The sequence below is a fragment of the Treponema sp. JC4 genome (genome assembly GCF_000260795.1).
GTDB lineage: Bacteria > Spirochaetota > Spirochaetia > Treponematales > Treponemataceae > Treponema_D.
In genome coordinates this window covers 50,991-71,581 of the sequence record NZ_AJGU01000010.1, presented here as the reverse complement: position 1 = coordinate 71,581, position 20,591 = coordinate 50,991, and the positions used below count along the sequence as shown (strand labels likewise).

Annotated in this window: 17 protein-coding genes and 1 pseudogene; 5 read left to right on the top strand and 13 right to left on the bottom strand. The window is 39.6% G+C overall.

The features are described 5' to 3' along the window. Positions 1-107: 107 nt before the first annotated feature. Positions 108-953, top strand: a complete 846-nt coding sequence (locus MSI_RS06290) for an oxidoreductase (protein ID WP_009104869.1) — start codon at positions 108-110, stop codon at positions 951-953. Here MSI_RS06290 and MSI_RS06285 read toward each other — a convergent pair. From MSI_RS06285 to rpsA, 4 genes and pseudogenes are all read right to left on the bottom strand, one after another. Further along, on the bottom strand, positions 950-1,720 hold the full coding sequence (locus MSI_RS06285; RefSeq protein ID WP_009104867.1) for a hypothetical protein: 771 nt from the start codon (positions 1,718-1,720) through the stop codon (positions 950-952). The two genes, MSI_RS06290 and MSI_RS06285, sit on opposite strands and share 4 nt — an antisense overlap. A gap of 30 nt (positions 1,721-1,750) precedes the next feature. Then, positions 1,751-2,428 carry a tol-pal system YbgF family protein gene (locus tag MSI_RS13920; RefSeq protein WP_009104865.1) on the bottom strand — a complete coding sequence of 226 codons (678 nt, stop codon included), beginning with the start codon at positions 2,426-2,428 and terminating at the stop codon, positions 1,751-1,753. A gap of 27 nt (positions 2,429-2,455) precedes the next feature. Further along, on the bottom strand, positions 2,456-3,361 hold the full coding sequence (locus MSI_RS06275; protein ID WP_009104862.1) for a sigma 54-interacting transcriptional regulator: 906 nt from the start codon (positions 3,359-3,361) through the stop codon (positions 2,456-2,458). 107 nt (positions 3,362-3,468) lie between these two features. After that, positions 3,469-5,821 (bottom strand): annotated as a pseudogene (rpsA, locus tag MSI_RS06270) (30S ribosomal protein S1). Positions 5,822-6,120: 299 nt separating this feature from the next. On the opposite strand from rpsA, the gene MSI_RS06260 reads away from it, so the two are divergent. The 3 genes from MSI_RS06260 to MSI_RS06250 are packed head-to-tail and all read left to right on the top strand — an operon-like array spanning position 6,121 to position 11,441. Next, positions 6,121-8,133: a S41 family peptidase gene (locus MSI_RS06260; RefSeq protein ID WP_009104855.1), complete on the top strand. Its 2,013-nt coding sequence runs from the start codon at positions 6,121-6,123 to the stop codon at positions 8,131-8,133. Positions 8,134-8,168: 35 nt separating this feature from the next. Further along, a complete protein-coding gene (locus MSI_RS06255) occupies positions 8,169-10,247 on the top strand; it encodes a S41 family peptidase (protein ID WP_009104853.1) in 2,079 nt (692 codons plus the stop codon). Positions 10,248-10,271: 24 nt separating this feature from the next. Continuing rightward, positions 10,272-11,441, top strand: coding sequence for a hypothetical protein (locus MSI_RS06250; protein ID WP_009104850.1), 1,170 nt, complete (start codon positions 10,272-10,274; stop codon positions 11,439-11,441). A gap of 5 nt (positions 11,442-11,446) precedes the next feature. Here the strand turns inward: MSI_RS06250 and MSI_RS06245 are convergent, their stop codons facing one another. The 9 genes from MSI_RS06245 to rpe all read right to left on the bottom strand — a co-directional run bounded on the left by MSI_RS06245 (position 11,447) and on the right by rpe (position 19,388). After that, positions 11,447-12,154: a pseudouridine synthase gene (locus MSI_RS06245; RefSeq protein WP_039924435.1), complete on the bottom strand. Its 708-nt coding sequence runs from the start codon at positions 12,152-12,154 to the stop codon at positions 11,447-11,449. Positions 12,155-12,215: 61 nt separating this feature from the next. Then, positions 12,216-12,755 carry an SMC-Scp complex subunit ScpB gene (scpB, locus tag MSI_RS06240; protein ID WP_009104845.1) on the bottom strand — a complete coding sequence of 180 codons (540 nt, stop codon included), beginning with the start codon at positions 12,753-12,755 and terminating at the stop codon, positions 12,216-12,218. A gap of 10 nt (positions 12,756-12,765) precedes the next feature. Beyond that, a complete protein-coding gene (locus MSI_RS06235; protein WP_009104843.1) occupies positions 12,766-13,575 on the bottom strand; it encodes a ScpA family protein in 810 nt (269 codons plus the stop codon). After that, the gene (gene folK, locus MSI_RS06230) at positions 13,553-14,110 is read right to left on the bottom strand and encodes a 2-amino-4-hydroxy-6-hydroxymethyldihydropteridine diphosphokinase (RefSeq protein ID WP_009104840.1); all 558 of its coding nucleotides are present in this window, start codon (positions 14,108-14,110) and stop codon (positions 13,553-13,555) included. The genes MSI_RS06235 and folK overlap by 23 nt, the downstream gene beginning before the upstream one ends. Then, complete coding sequence (recA, locus tag MSI_RS06225) at positions 14,111-15,244, bottom strand: recombinase RecA (protein WP_009104838.1); 1,134 nt, start codon at positions 15,242-15,244, stop codon at positions 14,111-14,113. It abuts the gene before it with no gap. Between the two features lie 122 nt (positions 15,245-15,366). After that, the gene (locus MSI_RS06220; RefSeq protein ID WP_009104836.1) at positions 15,367-16,461 is read right to left on the bottom strand and encodes a tetratricopeptide repeat protein; all 1,095 of its coding nucleotides are present in this window, start codon (positions 16,459-16,461) and stop codon (positions 15,367-15,369) included. A 10-nt stretch (positions 16,462-16,471) separates the two neighbouring features. Next, positions 16,472-17,779, bottom strand: coding sequence for a hypothetical protein (locus tag MSI_RS06215; RefSeq protein WP_009104832.1), 1,308 nt, complete (start codon positions 17,777-17,779; stop codon positions 16,472-16,474). Between the two features lie 7 nt (positions 17,780-17,786). Next, on the bottom strand, positions 17,787-18,752 hold the full coding sequence (locus MSI_RS06210) for a tol-pal system YbgF family protein (protein ID WP_009104830.1): 966 nt from the start codon (positions 18,750-18,752) through the stop codon (positions 17,787-17,789). A gap of 3 nt (positions 18,753-18,755) precedes the next feature. Then, complete coding sequence (rpe, locus tag MSI_RS06205) at positions 18,756-19,388, bottom strand: ribulose-phosphate 3-epimerase (RefSeq protein WP_009104828.1); 633 nt, start codon at positions 19,386-19,388, stop codon at positions 18,756-18,758. Positions 19,389-19,598: 210 nt separating this feature from the next. On the opposite strand from rpe, the gene MSI_RS06200 reads away from it, so the two are divergent. Beyond that, the gene (locus MSI_RS06200; protein ID WP_009104825.1) at positions 19,599-20,534 is read left to right on the top strand and encodes a tetratricopeptide repeat protein; all 936 of its coding nucleotides are present in this window, start codon (positions 19,599-19,601) and stop codon (positions 20,532-20,534) included. Positions 20,535-20,591: the final 57 nt, after the last annotated feature.

The window sequence follows — 20,591 nt, the reverse complement described above, 5'->3', positions numbered from 1 at the left end:
AATGCATGAAAATAAATCCTAAAATTTTTCTTACTTTCAAAAGGTAGTAATTTTTTATTTTTGCGTATAGAATAAAAATAACAAAAAAATATTAAGGTAAAAATAGAATGTCTAACAAAGTCGTATTAATCACAGGTGCATCTTCAGGGATTGGAATGACAACAGCGAAGATGCTTTTGAAAGATGGGTACACTGTATACTGCGCAGCGAGAAGAACCGAATTAATGGATTCCCTTAAGGAAGAGGGAGGACACCCTCTTTTTCTTGATTTATGTGATGATGCTTCAATCAAAACATGTGTCGATTCAGTTCTTCAGGCAGAAGGTCATGTAGACATTCTGATTAACAACGCCGGCTATGCAACTGGCGGCGCACTCGAAGACACGACAATCGAAGAGGCAAAACGTCAGTTTGAAGTAAATGTTTTTGGTCTTATAAGAATTACCCAGCTCTGTCTTCCTTCTATGCGGGAACAGAAAAGCGGAACTATTATTAATATTTCTTCAATGGGCGGCTTATTCTCAAGTCCTTTCCTTGGCTGGTATCACGCAGCAAAATATTCTGTAGAAGCCTTGAGCGATTCTTTGAGAAACGAAGTTAAAGCCTTTGGAATAAATGTTGTGATTATTGAACCAGGCCTGATAAAAACAAACTGGGGAGTTATTGCGGCAAATATTATCGAAAAGAATTCCGGAGCAACTGCCTACAAGGAAAATGCCCAGCTCTATGCGGACTTTTACAAGCGAAACTATAATGAACATGCAAACGTTTCTGACCCGAGCGTAATTTCCAAGGCAATTTACAAGGCAATTAAGGCAAAAAGACCAAAAACCCGCTACAGACTAGGAAAAAATTCTCATTCCTTTGTTTTCTTAAAAAGAATTCTTCCTGATAGAGTTTTCGATTTTACATCTGATAATCTGATTAAATTTTACGGTGTGAAAAAAGATTAGTTATCGTACGAAGTGGCATCTATACAAAGGGTGCCAAGATGACAAATCGGGCTGTAATAAGTGGTAAAACTTGAATCATGACCTCTTGTTACAGCATAAAGATTTATATACCACAAACCTTCACTTGTAACAGAAGTATTTGTACTTACATCATCTTCGTAACTGGTTGTACCAGGAACCGGGGCATTGTAAGAAGTATCATTTCGCTTGAAATCAAAATAGCGGCTGCCATAATAACGGACTGGCACACCAGATTTACTTCCGCCTATATAAATCAAAGCTTTATAAGCATCTACATCCTGATTCTGAAGATACTGAGTTAGGCGTATCCTCACACGAACAGCAGAACCGTCATGAGTTACAAAAACATCATCTGAGTTTGCTGTATTTTTAAGTTTCTGAAACTTATAGGAGTTTATAAGGGAAGATGCAGAAGTTGACTTTGTTGAAGAATTATTCAAAAGCGTATTCAAGGCGCTGTATTCTGAAGAACAGGTAGAAAGATTTGAATAAAGCTTGTAATAAACATCCGTTCCGTCAATTGTAAAAGCACCGGAAGAAGAATCACTTGAGTTTGTCGTAAACTCCACGTACTTATTTTCATAAGTCAAAGGGTTTGATTCTGAATAAACAGGACAAACAATTGCCCCAGGGCCTTCCAGAACGTAGTATTCATCAAGTCCACAGCCGCTATTTAAAATAACAAAGCACGCAGTAAAAACAATCTGCAAAAATAATACAATCTTGTTTTTATCGCGCGCTTTCATATTTATTAAACAATCTGTGCTAAATACAGGTTACTCAGTTTTTCCGTCAAGCTTAAGCTGAATGATACGTGTTTTTGCCAGTTTTGCAAAAGTATCATCAGGAAGTTCGTCGTTAAGTTTTGCATATGCTTCTACAGCTTCTGCATATTTACCCTGACCTTCAAGAATACGTCCGTAGTTGAATGCAGCATGTGCACGCATTACAAAGTCTTTATTATCTGCAGCAAGCTTGTAGTTAGCAGCAGCTTCATCAGCTTTATCAAGATCTTCGTAAGCAGAAGCAATATTAAAATATGCGATTGGAGCTGTATAAGATTTTTTACCAGTATTAGCGGCTGCCTTCCAGTATGCTACAGCATCTTCCTTATTTCCTGCCTGATAAGCGATATCAGCAGCAAGAAGATTAGCGCGGACACCAGATACGCCACCCTTCTTTACATAAGCAGCAAGGTCTTCCAAAGCCTTTGTGCGGCGGCCAGCAAGCTCATCCTCTGAAAGACTTGCAGAACCATTTGTAAGTGCATAAGAAATCTCATCAATTTTCTGAAGATTCTTTGCATTTGAACTTGCATTTACGCTTGCAAAAATAATGTAAGCAGCAAGAATAACAACAGCGGCTACAAGAACAGTAACCAGTCCTTTCTTATTTTTTTCCAGAAAATTCGCTGCCTTAGAACTTGCAGTTGGTTTTACTTCGTTTTCTGCCATTTTTTTTAACCTCAATTTTTTCCGGGATTATCCGGCATTATTTTTTTGTATATGTAATTCGTTTATTAATCTTATCACATAAGTACGTTGAATTCCTAGTATTCTGGCGGTTTTTGTTTGGTTCCAGCCATTCTCTTCAAGAATCTGAGTAACGTACTCTTTTTTGAATGAATCAAGGGCGGTTTTTAAAGACTTATCCGGCAGTGAAAGATCAGAAGGAGAAGGCTGAGCATTTCCTTCAGCTACACCAGTACAGTTTGCACCGGCGCCACCAGCCAGAACAAAATCAGAAGCCTTAAGCAAAGGCGGCTCCCCTACTATAAAAGCATGCTGCACAAGATTTTTAAGTTCATCAATATTGCCTGCAAAAAAATAATTCTGCAAAAGGTTTACTGCAGATTCACTGAAAGCAGTATAGTTAAAGCCTGTCTGCTTACAGTAAAGTTTGCGATAAAATTCCAGAAGTCCCGGAATTTCATCCTTGCGCTGACGAAGCGGCTGCACATTAATTACAACAGAATTAATTTTATAAAACAGTGATTCCAGAAAATCACCGCGGGCAATCATACTTTCAATATTTTCTTCTGTAGAACTGATAACCTTAAGATTGCGTCCAAGTCTTGCACATTCGCTTAAGAAAGCATCAACCGGTTGCTGCAAATCCAAAGACATTTTGTTCACACAGTTTAAGAAAAGGGTTGCATAGTTATTCTGGCCGCCTAAAAACCAGACCTTTGCCCCGTCAAGAACCTCGGCATTTTTCAGAGTACTGAAGCTCTTGCAGTTGATTTCAAAAAAGTTCTGGGCGTTTCCACCCTTTTTCTGATGAACGCTTGAAGCGATATAACTTTTTCCAGTCCCCTTTTCACCATACAAGAGAACAGAAGCGTTATTTTCGCAAAGATGAGGAATAATTTTTTTTACTTCATCCATTTTTTTCGTCCATCAAAACAGAAAACAAAAACGCATTGATGCGGAAAACATGCAATGCGTTTTTATCAAATATAAAAATCTAAAACTGTTTATTAACCGCTAAAGATTTATTTTTTTGAGTTGATCATATCTCCAAGAGTATATGCTCCGTCGTCTTTGCTTTCAGAGTCCATATACTGAGAAATTTCATCACGCTGCTGCTTTCTCTTGTACTCGCGAACAGAGAATGCAACCTTTTCTTTGTCAGTGTTTACGTCAACTACGAATACGTTGATTTTGTCACCAACTTTGTATTTAGCAACTGCTTCTTCAAATGGAACGTCTTTGTCATCGCTAAGGTTAGCTTTGTTTACAAGACCTTCAATTCCGTTTGGAGCTTTTACAAATACACCAAAGTCTGTGATAGAAGTAATTTCGCCTTCAAGTGTTGAACCAACCTGGTATTCGTCAGCAAATGCCTTCCAAGGGTTATCTGTAACCTGTTTAAGACCAACCTTAATGCGGTGAGCCTCTGGATCACATTCGATAACTACAGCTTCAACATCCTGACCTACTGTAAGTTCGCTGCCAGGGTGTTTTACTTTCTTTGTCCAAGAAATGTCATCTGCGTGCAAGAATGCGTCGATTCCTTCATCAATAGAGATGAAAGCACCTGCAGCAGTAAGTTTTACAACTTTACCGTTTACCTTAGTTCCAACAGGGAATTTTTCACCAATTTTGTCCCAAGGATTTTCTGTAGCCTGTTTGAAACCAAGTGATACACGACCAGCCTGAATATCATAGCCAAGAATCATAGCTTCAACTTCCTGACCAACTGTTACCATGTCGCCAGGTTTGTTGATTTTCTTTGTCCAAGAGAACTCAGAAATGTGAACAAGGCCTTCAATGCCTTCTTCAAGTTCAACGAATGCACCGAATTCAGTAAGTTTTGTAACTTTACCTTTTACGATGTCATTAACGTGATATTTTTCTTCGAAGTGAATCCAAGGATCTTCTGCAAAGTGTTTAAGAGAAAGATTGATTCTCTTTTCTGCTGGGTCAAGACGGATAACTTTAAGTTCAATTTCCTGACCTTTCTTTACAAAGTCCTTAGGGCGAGCTACGTGTCCCCAGCTCATATCATTGATATGGAGAAGACCGTCGAATCCGCCAAGGTCGATGAATGCACCGAAACTTGTAAATGATTTTACAGTTCCTTTTACAGTATCACCGATATTTACTGAGTTGAAGAAAGCATCGCGCTTTTCATCAATCTGTTCTTCAAGATATTTACGGCGATTTACTACTGGATTCAATTTATTATCTGTGTAAAGGCGCTCAATATAGAACTTAGATTTCAATCCGAGCAATGATTCAGGTTTTTCAACCTTTTCAGCATCAGCCTGACTGATTGGCAGGAATGCAGCACGGTCAATACCAAGATTAACCTCATAACCGCTCTTAACAACTTTTGAAATTGTTCCGTCAACAGGAGTCTTATCTTTCCAAGCCTGCTGGATGTCTTTCAAGTAGCGCTTTGAATCAGCTTTTTTCTTTGATAAAACAGGACCGTTATTGTTATGTCCAATCAACAATGCCTGAACAGTATCCCCGATTTTCGGCAGATCATCTGCGAACTCCTCTGCAGGGATTAAGCCCTCTGATTTGTCACCTACATCAACGTAAACATAATCGCTTGTAACCTGAATTACTGTACCTTCTACAAGCTGACCTGCCTGAGGTGCATCAAAATTTTTGAGGGATTCCTCTAATTGTGCCTGGAATTCGCTCTTGGAGTTCTGAGTTCCTTCCATTTCCACTTCCATTTCGTCCATAGTAAACCCTTTTTTAAGAAATTTTATTTAGTATTATTTCACAAACCTTATCTATGGTCAAGTCAGATGTATCTATATAAATAGCATCTTCTGCAATTTTTAGAGAACCTTCTTTCTTGTTTTTATCCATTTCATCGCGTTTGATAATAGACTCTTTTATCTGCTCCAGCGTCATGTCGCTTACACCCTGATCGAAGCGGCGTTTAGCGCGGACTTCGGCAGAAGCATCCAGGTAGATTTTGTATTCTGCATTAGGGAATACAACAGTTGTCATATCGCGCCCTTCGCAGACAATGCTGAGACTTGCGGTAATTTTTCTCATAAGGTCGTTTACAAGGTGACGAACCTCTACGATTGAACTTACCTGCGAAGTATTTGCAGTTACACGGTCGTCGTGAAGATGAGCTGTAACATCAGTTCCGTTCAAAATAAAATGACTTTCTTTTGTGTATTCAATTGTCTGTTTTTTGCAGAAATCTAAAACGGCAGCCTCGTTTGTAATGTCAATTCCGGCATCCAGAAGTGCCATGGTAAGAGTGCGGTAAAATCCGCCTGAATTCAAAAATGTAATGTTTAATTTGTCTGCGATAATATTCGCAATTGTAGATTTTCCAGTTCCGGCTGGTCCGTCGATGGCAATAATCATATTATATTTCTCCTTAATGAGGGGGAAGCGAGTTTTGCATACCTTCGATTTTCATCGAATGCAAAACTCGTTAGCGAAGCGACTCTCCCCCTGCGGCCGCACTTCGTAGCGTCCTACCCTCTCTCCTAGGGGGACGCAATAAATTGCTTCCCCCTAAGACCCCCATTCTACCAAAAATCAAATATAAAAACAAACTTAAGAAAGCCTTACTTTATTCTTGTGTTATAGAGTTTTGCAGTTATAATTAATACTAACAAAATTTTATAAACTAAAATATGTCCTAAAAAAAGGAGATGCCCATGAGCAGAAGGATAATAAAAACAGTTATTCAACTCCTATTACTATCATCTGCGTTCTTTTCCTGCCGAAATCTTGAAGATGATGCAACCTACAAGGATGAAGTAAAAAGCGTATCGGAAGATGTACAGGCGGAAAGTCTGACACTGCGCCCTACCCCCATCTACGAATACAGTAATGGGAAAACCACATGTCTGGCAAATGACTTCCCTTTGTTTTTTACACCGGGCGGAGACCTTCCCTATGTGGAAATTCAATCTTTCACCGAAGCCATCTTTGATGATACTTATACAATTACCAGAGAAGGCACACTATATAAGATTACACAGAGCTGGAATCAGAATTGCTATTTTACAATTGATTTTTCAGACGGTAACATTACTTATTCAGATTTTGATTATTTTATCTGTCCACCTGATGCTGCTGCATCCTGTGACGTAATTTTTGACAGTTCATTAATAAAACGGGAGACAATTGTAGATATAAGGGGCGAAAAAGTTTCTTATTCGATAAATTTGACAGACTACAATATTCCTCATAAATATGAAAACAACTACGGCTTTCTGCCTATGAATACGCTTAAGCATTTATTATATTGGGGCGGTTCTATTACCTACAATGACAAAGAAGCCTTTTTTGACTATGGTGCAGAATGGCAGATTCCTGAATACAGTGCAAAAATGTCAAATCCAAAGGAAAGCTATTCGCAGGAAATGGCTGATTATTCATACAATCATCTTTGCTTTGTATTAGACTTAGGCTACGGAAGAAAAAACTATCTGGGAGTTTCAAGTTTTGACAGCTGGATTAGGGCCGCAGGCCTTAAAGAAGCCCTTACTTCTACTAACATTGATACAGCGGAAAATGCCCTTGCAAAGCTTCTCCTGCAGGATATCGCTGACCTCCACACATACTACCAGCACTGGACACCTTTTAAAGGTCTAAATCCGAATGAGGATACCGGAAGAGGTACCCCTGCAGGATGTTTGTACTGGATGCCACCTGACTTTCTGGAAGGCCCAAGCAAGACAAGAAGAATTAATTATCAGAAAACCTTGTTAGAGAAATTTAAGGAAGAGAAAAGCTCCTCATATTATGAATCTGAAGCTGATAAAATTAAAACTGAAATGCACATTTTTATTCCCAAAGACCAGAGTGCAGATGCGGACTACAAAGCAACAAAAAATACCCTATTCATGTTCTTTAGATCATTTGGCTCCCAGGCCAGCTATGCAGTCAACTACAAGCCTAAGTGGCGCTTCTACAGTGACGTTGATGATATAGCCTCTAAAGGAAAAGATGACGGTATAATTTTTTATAAATCTGAAAACGGAAGCGGAAACCTAACACCGGCAGATGATATAAGCAAAATGTCTGATTTTATCAGCAAAGTAAAAAATGAAAGAGACCACGGTTATGGAATCAGCTTGAAAAATACCAATGATGACATTCAGCTTATGCTTATTTCAAATTACATTATCAGAAAACTGAAGGAAGACAGCACACGCCCTATGGAGAACGTTGTTCTTGACTTCAGCCTTAATAACGGCGGTGCAAATGATGATGAAACAATATTTGCATCCTGGTTTTTGGGCGAATCTATTGTCTGCTATAAGAATACAGCTACAGGTTCAAAATGCGCAGTCAAATATACCGCAGACATTAATTTTGACGGCAAGATTGATGATTCAGACACAATAAAAGACTTACAAAGATACTGCATCACTTCATTCAACTGTTTCTCCTGTGGAAACCTTTTACCGGCTCAGATTTACTTTAATGACAGCGTGAAGACCTTTGGAGAAAAAACCGGCGGCGGCACTTGCCCTATAATGGGGGTAGGAATGCCTTCCGGAACGCGTTTTTCAACTTCATGTCAAATACAGCTGAGCACCCTTATAAACGGCAGTTTTGTTGACATAGATGCCGGAATTGATGTCGATGTTCCTATATTTGTGGGAGAATTTGATAAAGTTTATAACCGAAATACATTCTGTAAAGAATATTTAAAATAAGTAAAGCTAAAAACGGCTTACGCAAGGAGGCAAAAATGCTGAAAAAAATGAGTGCAGGACTAATTCTGCTGGCTCTTACCCTGTTTTCCTGCCGGAACCTTACCGATGACGACACTTATTCGGCTGAAGTAAAGAAAGTGCAGGAAGAAGTTACTGCTGAGACTCTGACGAAGAAAGTAGTAGATGCCTACTATCTGAACGAAAATGGACTTCAATGTGATGAAGGTGCCTATGAATTATTTTTTACACCAGATGGAGACATACCTTATGTTGAAGTTGATTCATTTCTGAGCAAATGGTTTGGCGGATACTATATAATTACAAAAGAAGATGCTGTTTATAAAATTGTAAACAAGAATAACCAGAGTTTTTATATCAGCATAGATTTTTCAACAGGAAATGTATTTTATTCTGATTTCGACAAAAGCTTTATCCCACCAGCTGCTGCAACTTCCACTGATTTAATCGAAAACAACACTGTTATAAAGCGAACAGCAATTGTGGATATCCGGGGGGCAAACACTTCAGTTTCTGCAAATCTAAAGGATTACAATATTCCTTTAATATATGAAAACAACTTAGGTTTTATACCTGTAAATACTCTTACACTGATTACAGGAACAGGTAATGAGTTCCTCTATAACGGACAGGCTGTTTTTTGTGATACTGCCGATAACTTTCGTAATACTACTCGTGATGCCGCCGGCAACACTTATGGTTCAATTTACAGTCAAAAAATCCATAATCCAAAAGATACTTATTCAAAGGCTTTTTCAGAGTATTCATACGGGCACCTGGCTCTTGCAATGGACCTTTTTTACGGACGTAAGAAATACCTGGGAGTTTCAGACTTTAAAACCTGGCTTAACACAACAGGTGTAAAGGAAGGTCTTTGTTCAACAAATCTTATAACAGCAGAACAAACTCTTTCAGACTTCCTTTTGAAAAATATCGGGGACCTTCACACTTATTTTCATCATCTGACACCTTTTTATAAGGAATTATATAATTCTCAAAAGTTAGGCAAAATTTTGTTTCCACGATTAGATCCTACCATTTCACCAAATCCAAGTGATGCAAGATATAATAACAATTCCAGCTACTTGGAAACACTGTGGAAAAAGGAAACAAAAAGTTCCTGTACAGCAGACGGCACTCCTATGAATATTTTCATACCGAAAAAAGGGGATAACGATGCAACTGCAAACACAATTTTCCTATATTTTACTTCCTTTGACACCCAGAAATCATATGATTTTTATAAAGACAACTGGAAATATGCAGATTTTGAAAACAAAGATGTCAGCCAGATTATGAGTTTTTATAAATCTGAAAACGGAACAGGAGATCTTACAAAAGAGAGCATTACAACATTATCAGATTTTGTAAATACTGTTTCTGACCTATCAGCTTCCGGTGGTGCTTCACATGGCTGGGGAATCAGTTTAAGCAGCAATACTTCAGATAATACTTCAGATACAATTTTACTTACAGTAGTTTCAAATTATATTATTCAAGAATTAAACAAGGGAAATACCCGTCCAATTAAAAATGTCATTCTTGATTTAAGTATGAACGGAGGCGGTGCCTGCGACGATGAAACCTTTATGTCATCATGGTTCTTAGGACAGTCAAACTGGCATTTTGTAAACAATAAAACAGGCTCTGCTTCAAGCCTTGCTTATATTGCAGATATTAATTTTGACGGAAATTACAACAAAATCAATCAATACGCTGCTTATAGCATCTCGAAAAAAACAAGCGATATTAACGATCCATATGACACAATCTGTAATTTGAACAGATTCTGCATTACTTCTCTACAAAGCTTTTCTTGCGGAAATATTTTCCCAGCCCAGATTTGTTTTGCTGATACTGTTAAAAAGCTCGGACAAAGAAGCGGAGGCGGAACCTGTGCCGTTAAAAACATTATTATGCCTTCCGGCACTTATTTTTCAACATCTTCTCAATTTCAGTTCTCTACTCTTATAAACGGCAGCTATGTTGATATTGATAATGGCGCAGAAGTAGATGTTGCTATCAGTCCTATGGATTTTACGAATGTCTACAACAGAGCAGAATTCTGTAAACAATACCTGGAAGCTTATAAATAAAAAAAACAAAGTGGAGGATTTCCTATGAAAAAAATATACACAATTCTAACAGCACTAACTTTTATGGCCGGAGCATTCGGTGAAGGCTACTTTTTGAACAGACTTGGTGCCTGCTCTGATGCGGACGGTACTGAATTCGGAAGAGATTTATTTGTTATCGATGAAAACGATAAATCTGACATGCATTTTGCAGAATATGCAGAATTTTCTTACAACTGGGAGATGGCAGAAATTCTTGCCCTGACAGCCTTCAACAATGCTGCTTTCGAAGAACCTCAGGGCAATATCATTTTTGCGGGTTACGGAGTATTTTCACCTCTTCCCTTCCTTTCTGTAGCTGCAGGAAACGACCTGCGAGACCGTTTTTCTTTTTCTGCTGGTGAAATATATACGGAAAACGAAGCTTATCTTTTGCAGGCAAATCCTTTTATAGACGGAGCAGGACTGATTTTTAATCAGGCGTTCGGTAATTTTGGTCTTTCTGCCATTGCAAATATCGGGGCTGCAAAGGGAACTTACCTGAATGCAGGACTTGCCTTTAGTTATGAAGATGATTCAATCTTTGCAGCATTACAGGCTACAGGGCAGAATATCCTCAATAAAAATGAATACTACCATTACGCTGTTTTTGCCCAGCTGGACATTGCAGGCTGTAATTTTTCTGCCGGCTACATAAGTAACTACAACGACGCAGCTATAAATGATTTTAATTTTGATGATGTTGAAAATCAATTTTTTCTTCCTCTACCGTCTACCCACGCTGTAAAAGCATCTGCCCGCTACACAAATGAAAACTTTGTAATTGCGGCAGACTTTATTACAGGCTTGAACAAGGAATACATTCTGAACGAAGAATCTAAAAAACTGCGTGCTGCATGGGATTCATATGAGAATGCTGGTTTTGATCCTGTAATCCAGGGTTGCGATGAAAGCGACGGTCTTCTTGGTAAAAATGAAAATATTCCATGGCGTGCAGCAGTAAAAGGCGGCTGGTTTGCAACTGAAGATATTTCACTTTACCTGAAATATTCAATTGGCCGGGGAAATGATTTTATTCACGAAATTTATCCTTATGTAGACTGGGGCTTTGGAGATAATTCTATGTTCCGTCTTGGCACAAAAATTATTATTGATAAAGATGTGGTTTCAGTTTCAATTCCTGTAATGTGGAAATATATGCTGGAAATTAACTAATGTCTTTACGAGTCCTGACAAAGCTGCAAAAGTCCTTTTACTTCTACGGCGGTCAGGTCTCGTGAATCACCCGGCTTCAAATCATCAAGATTTACACAGCCAATGCGCACGCGAACAAGGGATTTTGTACCAATATTCTGACTTTCAAGCATACGGCGGATTTCGCGGTTCTTTCCTTCAATCAAAATGATTTTGATTTTGCGAGCTTTTAAAACCTTACAGGATTTACACTTATAAAAAACGTTGTCTACGCGGACTCCGTGCTCTAAAAGCTTTGCAGTTTCTTCACTAACATCCTGACTAGTTTCTACGATATATTCTTTTTCTACCTGACTTGATGGATGAGAAAGTTTTGCGGCAAAATCTCCGTCGTTTGTAAAAAGAATTGCGCCCTTACTGTACATATCAAGGCGGCCAACGTTATAGAGGCGTTCTGTATATTTTTCTGAAAGCAAATCTGCGGCAACTGATCTGCCCTTTTCATCAGAGAGGGAACAGACAAAACCGGCAGGTTTATTCAAAAGTACATAGCGTTTCTGCTCTTCAAGGCTGATTTTTTTGCCGTCTACGCAGATTTCGTCTTTAGAAGTTACCTTTGTACCAAGTTCAGTTACCACCTGACCGTTTACACTTACCCGGCCATCAAGAATTATCTGTTCACTGGCACGGCGGCTTGCAACCCCCGAATGTGCTAAAAATACCTGAAGGCGGATTGGCTCTTCATTTTTATTATTATCATTTGAGGTGTTTTTGTTCTTATTTTTGAGAAAATCGTTAGCGGGCAAGTTCGAATCTCTCCTGTTCGTCTTCGTCGAGTTTTGGAAGTTCTGAAATTGAGTTCAGGCGGAAGAGTTTTAAGAACTCTTTTGTAGTTCCAAAGAGGGTTGGTCGGCCTGCAACTTCTTTTTTTCCCACTTCCTTAATAAGATTGCGTTCTATAAGCAGGCGGATCATATTGTCTACGCCAACACCGCGAATCTGTTCAATTTCTGCACGTGTAATTGGCTGAGAATATGCGATAATGGAAAGGGTTTCCATTGCAGATTTAGAAAGTTTTCCGTCGCGTTTTGAACCGTACTGTTCTTTAAGAACATCCCAGTATTCTTTTTTTGGTGTGAGGCAGTAGCCGCCTGTAATCATAGAAAGTTCAAGACCGCTTTCTTCGCCGTTCAGGCGTTCTTTTAAAATTTCAAGACATTTTTCGGTAACTTCGTCTGAAAGCTGAGCCTTCTGGGCAAGCACTTTGGGTGCTACGGGTTCGCTTTCCAAAAATAAAATAGTTTCGATTAATGCTGTTTCTTTAGTAAATTCCATTGTTGTTCCGTTAATTTGTTGTTAACTCTTCTTCCGTTGGTACATAGCCTGCGTTGTCTTCGCGGGCGCATATTTTTATATCACCAAAATGGCGGTTTTGGAAGATGGTAATCATTTTAAATTTTACGGCTTCAAGAATTGCCATAAAGGCACAGATTACGTCCATCGGATTTCCAGGACGGGTAATTAAATCTGTAAAAAGACATTCTTTTTTGTCTTCTAAAAGCTCGTTCATCAAGGTAATTTTTTCATTTACCGAAATTTCCTCATACATATTGAGGATTTTTTCGTTGGAATACTGGCGCATTACCGATTTGAACATGGACTGGAGCTTCTGCAAAAGCTCCCATGTATCAACCTCTTCCCACATTCCGTCAGTATCATCAAAAGGAAGAACACGCTGAATCTTTTTGCGTTCGAAATTCCATTCAGAATCATCTTCCTGCTCTTCCATAAGGGAGGTAAGCTTTTTGAATTTCTGGTATTCAATCAGTTTTTCTACAAGTTCAGCGCGAGGATCTTCTTCATCTTCGTCGTCATAGGCAACTTCAACCGGAAGCAGCATGCGGCTTTTCATGTAGATTAATTTTGCGGCCCAGCTGTAGAACTCGGAAAGGTCACCCAGATCAGTCTGAACGGCATAATCAAGATATTCAAGGTACTGGTCGGTAATCTGCGCGATTGGAATATCGTAAATGTTTACCTTACTTTCGCGGATAAGAGCCCACAAAAGGTCGAGAGGACCTTCAAATTCCCCTGCCCTGTACTCACGTTTTTCCTTTACAGCTACCGCTACATTAGAATTCTGATTTTCTTCCATTCCGCACCGCCTGTTTTCCCAATAAAAGGTCAAGACTCCCCAGTTTTTCAATATCAGCTGTATTCTGGAGAGCCGGAGATGAAATAAATTCATCCCTTATTGATTTATCGGAAGATTGATCCAAAATCTCAATAGCTGGAACGAGCACAAATGCACGTTCTTTTACACGCGGGTGCGGAATCTGGAGATCTGGAGTATCTATTTTTTCATCGCCAAAAAGTTCGATGTCTATATCAAGCGAGCGGGGACCAAAGCGGATTTCTTTTGAACGGTCACGTCCAAATTCCGCTTCGATTTTCTGTGTTGTTTTTAAAAGTTTTTCAGGACTTGTTTCATCAGCTACAAAGCCCACGGCTGTCATATTATAAAAATCATCCTGATTTTCTACATACATGGCGCGGGTTCTGTAAACAGAAGAAAATTTTGCGTTTACAAGGACTGAAGACAAACGTTTCTCGGCTCCGCTCAAGAGTTCAAGCGGAGTTTTTCCAGCGAAACTTTTATTTGATCCAAGTCCCAGTAAAACGCGTTTCAATTAGAATAATCCTTCCTGTGCTGAAGCAGCTGCGTCGTCTGCCTTCTTTGCAGTCTTTTTAGCCTTTGCAGCTGTATCTACCGGAGTGCCGTCCTTATTTTTAAGAACCTGTCCCGGGAAAACTTCTGCACGGATTTTTTCTTCAATCTGAGCAGCAATTTCTGGATGAGATTCAATAAAGGCAACAGAATTTTCCTTACCCTGACCAATTTTATCTTCACCCATTGTGTACCAGGCACCGCGTTTATCAACGATTCCGTGTTTTACGGCAGAATCAAGAAGCGATGCAGTTGCGTTAATACCCTTTCCAAAGTAAATGTCGAGTTCGCACTTTCTGAATGGAGGCGCAACCTTATTCTTAACAACCTTTACGCGTACGCGGTTTCCGATTGCATCATCATCACCTTTTCCGTCGATTGTTTCGATACGGCGGATTTCAAGACGAACAGAAGAATAGAACTTCAAAGCCTGTCCACCGGTTGTAGTTTCAGGGTTACCGAACATAACGCCAATCTTCATACGAATCTGGTTGATAAAGATTACGATACAATTTGATTTTCCGATGATTGCTGTAAGTTTACGCAAAGCCTGGCTCATAAGGCGGGCCTGCATACCCATAACAGCATCACCCATTTCACCTTCAATTTCTTTTTCCGGTGTAAGGGCTGCAACAGAGTCTACTACGATTACATCAACGGCACCTGAACGTACAAGATTTTCTGTAATTTCAAGAGCCTGCTCACCAGTATCTGGCTGGCTTACCCAGAGTTCATCAATATTTACGCCAAGATTTTTTGCATAAACAGGGTCCAGAGCGTGTTCTGCATCAACAAAGGCTGCAACACCGCCAAGTTTCTGAGCTTCTGCAATTGCGTGCAAAGCAAGAGTTGTTTTTCCCGAACTTTCAGGACCATACATTTCAATAATTCGTCCGCGAGGGTAACCACCGATTCCCAAAGCCTCATCAAGAAGAATGGAACCAGACGGAACAACATCAATACCAGAAGCATTAGCCTTGTCGCCAAGCTTCATGATTGCGCCCTGCCCGAACTGTTTTTCAATCTGAAGACGAGCCGCCTCCAGAGCCTTCATTTTCTCCGCATTATCCATCGGAGCGTTTGTATTTACTGACATTTAGCCACCTTCCTCCCTGTATATAATATGGCTTTGATTTTCACGTTTTGACAAAAATTTACAAAAATTTTTAACAAATTTACAGAAAAATTATATAAATTACAAGTATTAAGACAAGTAGGTTATAATTTTCTTACAGTCTGATAAAGCGAGCGTCCCTTTACGGTAACAGTGCCGCCTGAAACTTCCAGCTGGCCTAAAATCTTAACGTACTGGTCGCTTTCTACATTAGGGACAACTTCAAAGCGGACAAGAACGGTTCCTTCGTAGTGGCGAAGCTGTTCATCACCAATGATAAAATCGCAGGAATAAGAGCCGTCCTCATAGGTGTTTGCGTTAGAAACCTTTCCGCCCCAGCTTACCCAGCAGTCATCATAAAGGGAAGGATTTTCTTTTACCGAAGCAAAATCGGGAATATCCTTAATGGTATCAAAATCTGGAATTTCAAAATAAGTTGAAAGAACATGAGCCTTCTGTTTGATTGCAGAAGAAGCATTTGAGTTTACAAGGCGGTTTACTTCAATTTGAGAAGCATTATCGCGGTGTTCGTTAAAATACTGAATTGCGGCCGAATAAGTTTTTGCAATTTCCTTATCAGACAAAATAAACTGATAGGTCTGGCCGGATAAATCACTTTCCCTTGCGTCTTTTTTTTCTTCATCAGACAGCTCAAGAGCTCCTAAATCTGCACGGGAAGGAGTATAAGGTTTTCGCCCCGGAAAGAGTACAAAAAAGAGGGCACAGCCAAGAAGGCAGGCCGCAAGAGGAAGGACTATTCCCCAGACCCTGTCGGTATTTACTCCAAGAGGAGGATAAAACTGTTCTATGCGGCCGGTATCTACCCAGCGGCAGATTGTATCATAATCACCATGAGTGCGGACAAACTCAATTGCCTCGCCGGCAGTTTTATTCTGAGGGTCATTTTCCTTAATTTCAAGATAATACTGAAGGGCACGGTCTGTTTCGCCGCGGCGCAAGAAGATTGCAGCCTGTCCTAAAAGCAGGTTTGAATCTGTCATCTTTAAGCGTCTTGCATGCTGAAAATATGATGAGGCAGCCCCTATATCACCTATGTAAAGACAGGCAATTCCGAGCTCTAAATAGTAATCAAAATGTTCCTGATAGGTGTCCGCCTTGTCTTCCAAAAGCTTGATTGCCGTAGAAAAACGACGGCGGCTCATATACTTCCATGCAACTGTAAGAGTATCCTGACGCATAACTCAGATATTATAAACCTAAAACCTCTAAAATTGCATCTAGTTCTGCGTTAAGTTGGAAAATTTCTGCACGATTTAACGTTGCATCATCCTCTTCCAGGGCAATTATGCGGTCTAAAAGATTCTGAACATATTCCGGAGTAAGCTGCTGGTTAGAAAATTTATTTGCGTCAAGCTGACTGCGTTTTTTTGCAGTCGTAGCCTTCTTTTTCTGCTGAGGATTCAACTGAATTCTTGGCTTATTTTCCTGCTCAGCAGGCTGATATTCTTCCCGCTCTGCATAAGGTTCAATTGTTCTTGTTGTAACCAGCGGAGTTTCTGAAGTCTGAGGAAGCACAACTTCTTCGTTTTCTTCTTCCTCATGTGGGAAAAGATATTTTTCTCCCTTAGGATTATCAGAATCTGTTGCAAAGGCAAGATAGAAAATACACTTTCCGCTTTCGTTAGGATTAAGCTTGAAAGTCGGCCAAACAACTTCTACGGCAGAGTTATTATAGGCAAAAACCGAATCAAACTGGCGGTAGCTGTACATGTTAGGCAGCCATTCATTTTTATCAAAGGTAGAATAATTTCCAAGGGCAAGGCATTCAGGAGCAGTACAGTCTGAGCCGTAGAAGAACATCTGCATTGCGGCATTAAGGTTACGGCTTACAATCCACTTTTCATTTTCCATTGTTTTATAGAGGACTTCATTTTTTACAGGGATATTTGCCCTTGTATAAAAGTGATAATCATCTGTTTCACCAAGAATTGTATCAAGTACAGCCTTAAGGGCAAGTTCCCGGCGTCTTGTAGTACGGTTTGTAACGGTTGCAGTAACCTTTACCATATCAGACTGCTGGCCCTCTTCCGAAGGAAAAACCATAAATTCTACGATTACTTCTGCGGTATCAGGAACTGCATAGGTAATGCGAAGTCCCTTATCACTCATTGTATAGCCTGATTTTACGCTTCCGTCATTAATCAGCTTGATGATTTTATTGTTTGATTTTAAATAAAAGGCACTTGAAGTAAATTCATTTGCAGTTGAAAAAACAGGAATAAGTTTATCGGCATTATTTCTAAGGGCAATATTAAAGCTTCCTACACGTTTTTTATAGCGGAGAACCACAAGCCCGTCGCTGATTGGAAGAGCCTTTCCGGAATTATCTGACCAGAATTCAGGATCCTTTCTTACAGGATAATCAACAGCCTTCTGATTTTCACTTTCTATTTCATTTTCAGGTTTGCCAGGCTCAACAGCCTCTACCTTAGTACTCTTGCATGAGGCAAAAAGAGAAAAAAGTAATGCAAGTCCAAGTATTTTTAAAAGCTTCATACAGTTCCTACTCTTCATATTCATTTTCATAAGATTCATTCTCTTCACTCTGCTCAGAAAGAAGTCTCTGGGCATCTATTGCCTTTTTACGAAGCAGACGAACCTGATCGCGGGTTTCGTTGAAAGGCTCGGCATTAGGAACATCTACACCTTCTTTATAAGAAACCGAATTATAGGAAGATGCTGAATAAGCCTTTGATCCCTTCATCATCTGAAGCTGCCCTTCAAGGTCCCGAACCTGACGCTGAAGGTCTGCATTTTCCTGCTGAACATCGTTTAATTTCTGACGGGTCTGGGCAATTGCTTCAAGGTTATACATTCTAAGCTGGCGCTCATAATCTTCTTTTGCAGAAAGATATTCTTCGCCGGTCTGTTTCAAAAGATAGAGAAGCTTTTCTTCCCTCTGGCGCTGAATGATTGAATCCAGTTTAAACTGGGCATCCGGCTTTTTAGCGCAGTCAGGGTAGTTTTCTACAACCCGCTCGTAAATCGGGCGGGCTTCGTCATAGCGGTAACCTGCGTAAAGGGCTTCACCGATGTAAAAGAGAGCCAGCGGATACAAATCGCTTTTTTCATTCTGATGGCAGAAATCGCTTAAAGTAATGATTGATTTATCGTATTCGTTAAGATTAAAAAGAAGTTTACCCTTGTAAAACTGAACGCGAGGGTAATAAACGGATTTTTTATAGTTTTCAAGATAAAAATCACAGTCATCAAGGGCTGTCTTATCCTGGCCTGCATTAATTTCCGAAGAAATCAGCATAAAATAAGAATCGGCATTGCAGTTTTCAGGGTATGCTACGGCTTTTTTAAGCATAAAAACCGCTGTTGTCCAGTCGCCTTCTGAATAAGCCTTACAGCCTTCTACAAAAGCAGCAGTTCCGCTTCCGCTTGAGCTGGCAGCCCCGAAAAGCAGAGAACCTGAAAATAAAGACAATCCCAAAACTGCAATTACTGCGATTCTATTTTTCATCTATTAAGCCTTCCAATTTAGAGAGCCGTTAAAAAACGAAGAGCCGGAAACAATCACATCTGCTCCTGCGTCAATCACAGACTGAAGGGTGTCGTTATTTACGCCGCCGTCCACAGAAATCAGATAGTTATAATTGTTTTCTTCCCTAAGCTTTTTAAGCTCACTCACCTTTTTTAAACAAGATGGAATAAGTTTCTGACCGCCGTATCCCGGATTTACGGTCATCACTAATATAATATCGGCACATTCAAGGATTTCCTTTATTGAAGAAATCGGGGTTGAAGGCACTATTGAAACTCCGGCCTTTTTTCCAAGCTCGTGAATCTGCTGGATAATTCTGTGGGCGTGAACGCAGGCTTCCAGATGGAAGGTAATCCAGTCTGCTCCGGCTTCTGCAAAAGTCTTTACCTGATTTTCAGGATGCCAGGTCATAAGGTGAACATCAAAAGGCAGCTCTGTAAGCTTACGGATTGAACGCACAACCGGCTGACCGTATGTAATTTCCGGAACAAAATCTCCGTCCATAACATCGATATGAACTACAGAACCATTATTATCTTCAATCTGCTTAATTGCCCTTTCCAGGCTGCTAAAATCGGCCGAAAGCAGAGACGGCGCTAATACAGGAGTTTTCATTTGAAAATGATTTTATATTTTTTTCCCGGTTTATCCACAGTTTTTCTATATTATGCACTTATAAAAAGCCCCTTAAATAAAAAAAATTAAATATAACTGAAAATTATCATTGACATATAATCAATTGTGCTGTATAAACTTTGCTCCGCTTTTTCCTTTTTTACAGTTGATTAATTTTTTTTTCTCAAGTAGAATAAAATTTATAGGATTATGGAGACAGAAACAAAAGCCGGCCTGAAAAAAGTCATTCAGCTTTTTGAAGACGGGCAGCCTGAGCAGGCACAAAAGGTTATCAGTAATCTCTTTGAAATTGATATTGAATCAAAAGAGGTTGCCTATGCCAACAAGTGCTGCATCTTCTGGATTGATGCCCTTAAAAGGCTTGAGGATACAGAAGATTCCTACGTTCAGAGTGAAAACATTCTTTCTGAATGGCGGGCTTTTCAGAATTTCATATCCCACGAAACTTTTGTTTACGAACCGGTTTTATTTGCCGTTCAGAAGGGATTTTTTTCTTCAGCACTTTTTCACTTCTTGAAAATTGTTGACGGAATTAAGGATTCTTTCCAGCGGGCAGACATCTACAGAAAGGCTGGCATCTGCTACAAAAAGCTTGGGGATTTTGAAAACGCAAGAAACTGTCTTACAGAGGCGAACAACACCCATCCTAATCTGGCATCGGTTCTTGCAGAACTTGCCGACTGTTATTCTCTTTGCGGAGACGACAGGGTTGGAAAGGTTTTGTTCCGCGAAGCTTTTTTTAAGGCGCCTGAATTCATTGAACTTGATTTTCTGGATTCGGAACTTATCAAATGTCTGATTACCCAGACAAGAGAAAAGGGCTTTGAAAAAAAAGAGCAGCTTTACTGGATTCCGGTTTATGGAGTTTTGAACGGAGTTTTCAATGTAAAAAGGGAACTCAATTCACAGGAAGCAGGCCAGCTTCGGAAAAATATTTATGCAATGGAAAACGAGTTTAAGGATCCTGCCTGTAATGCAAAAATACTCGTTCCAAAGATGCTGAACAGTTATTTTTGGCTGATTGACCACTACGTTCTTACAAATGAAAGTGCCGCCAAAATTAATGAAGTTCTTTTAAAAATTAAATTATTGGACTCTTCGATTTACGAAGCGTACATTAAATAAACACAAGGGTTTGTTTATCACATAAAATCCCATGCGGGATTACACAGGAGTTAAAAC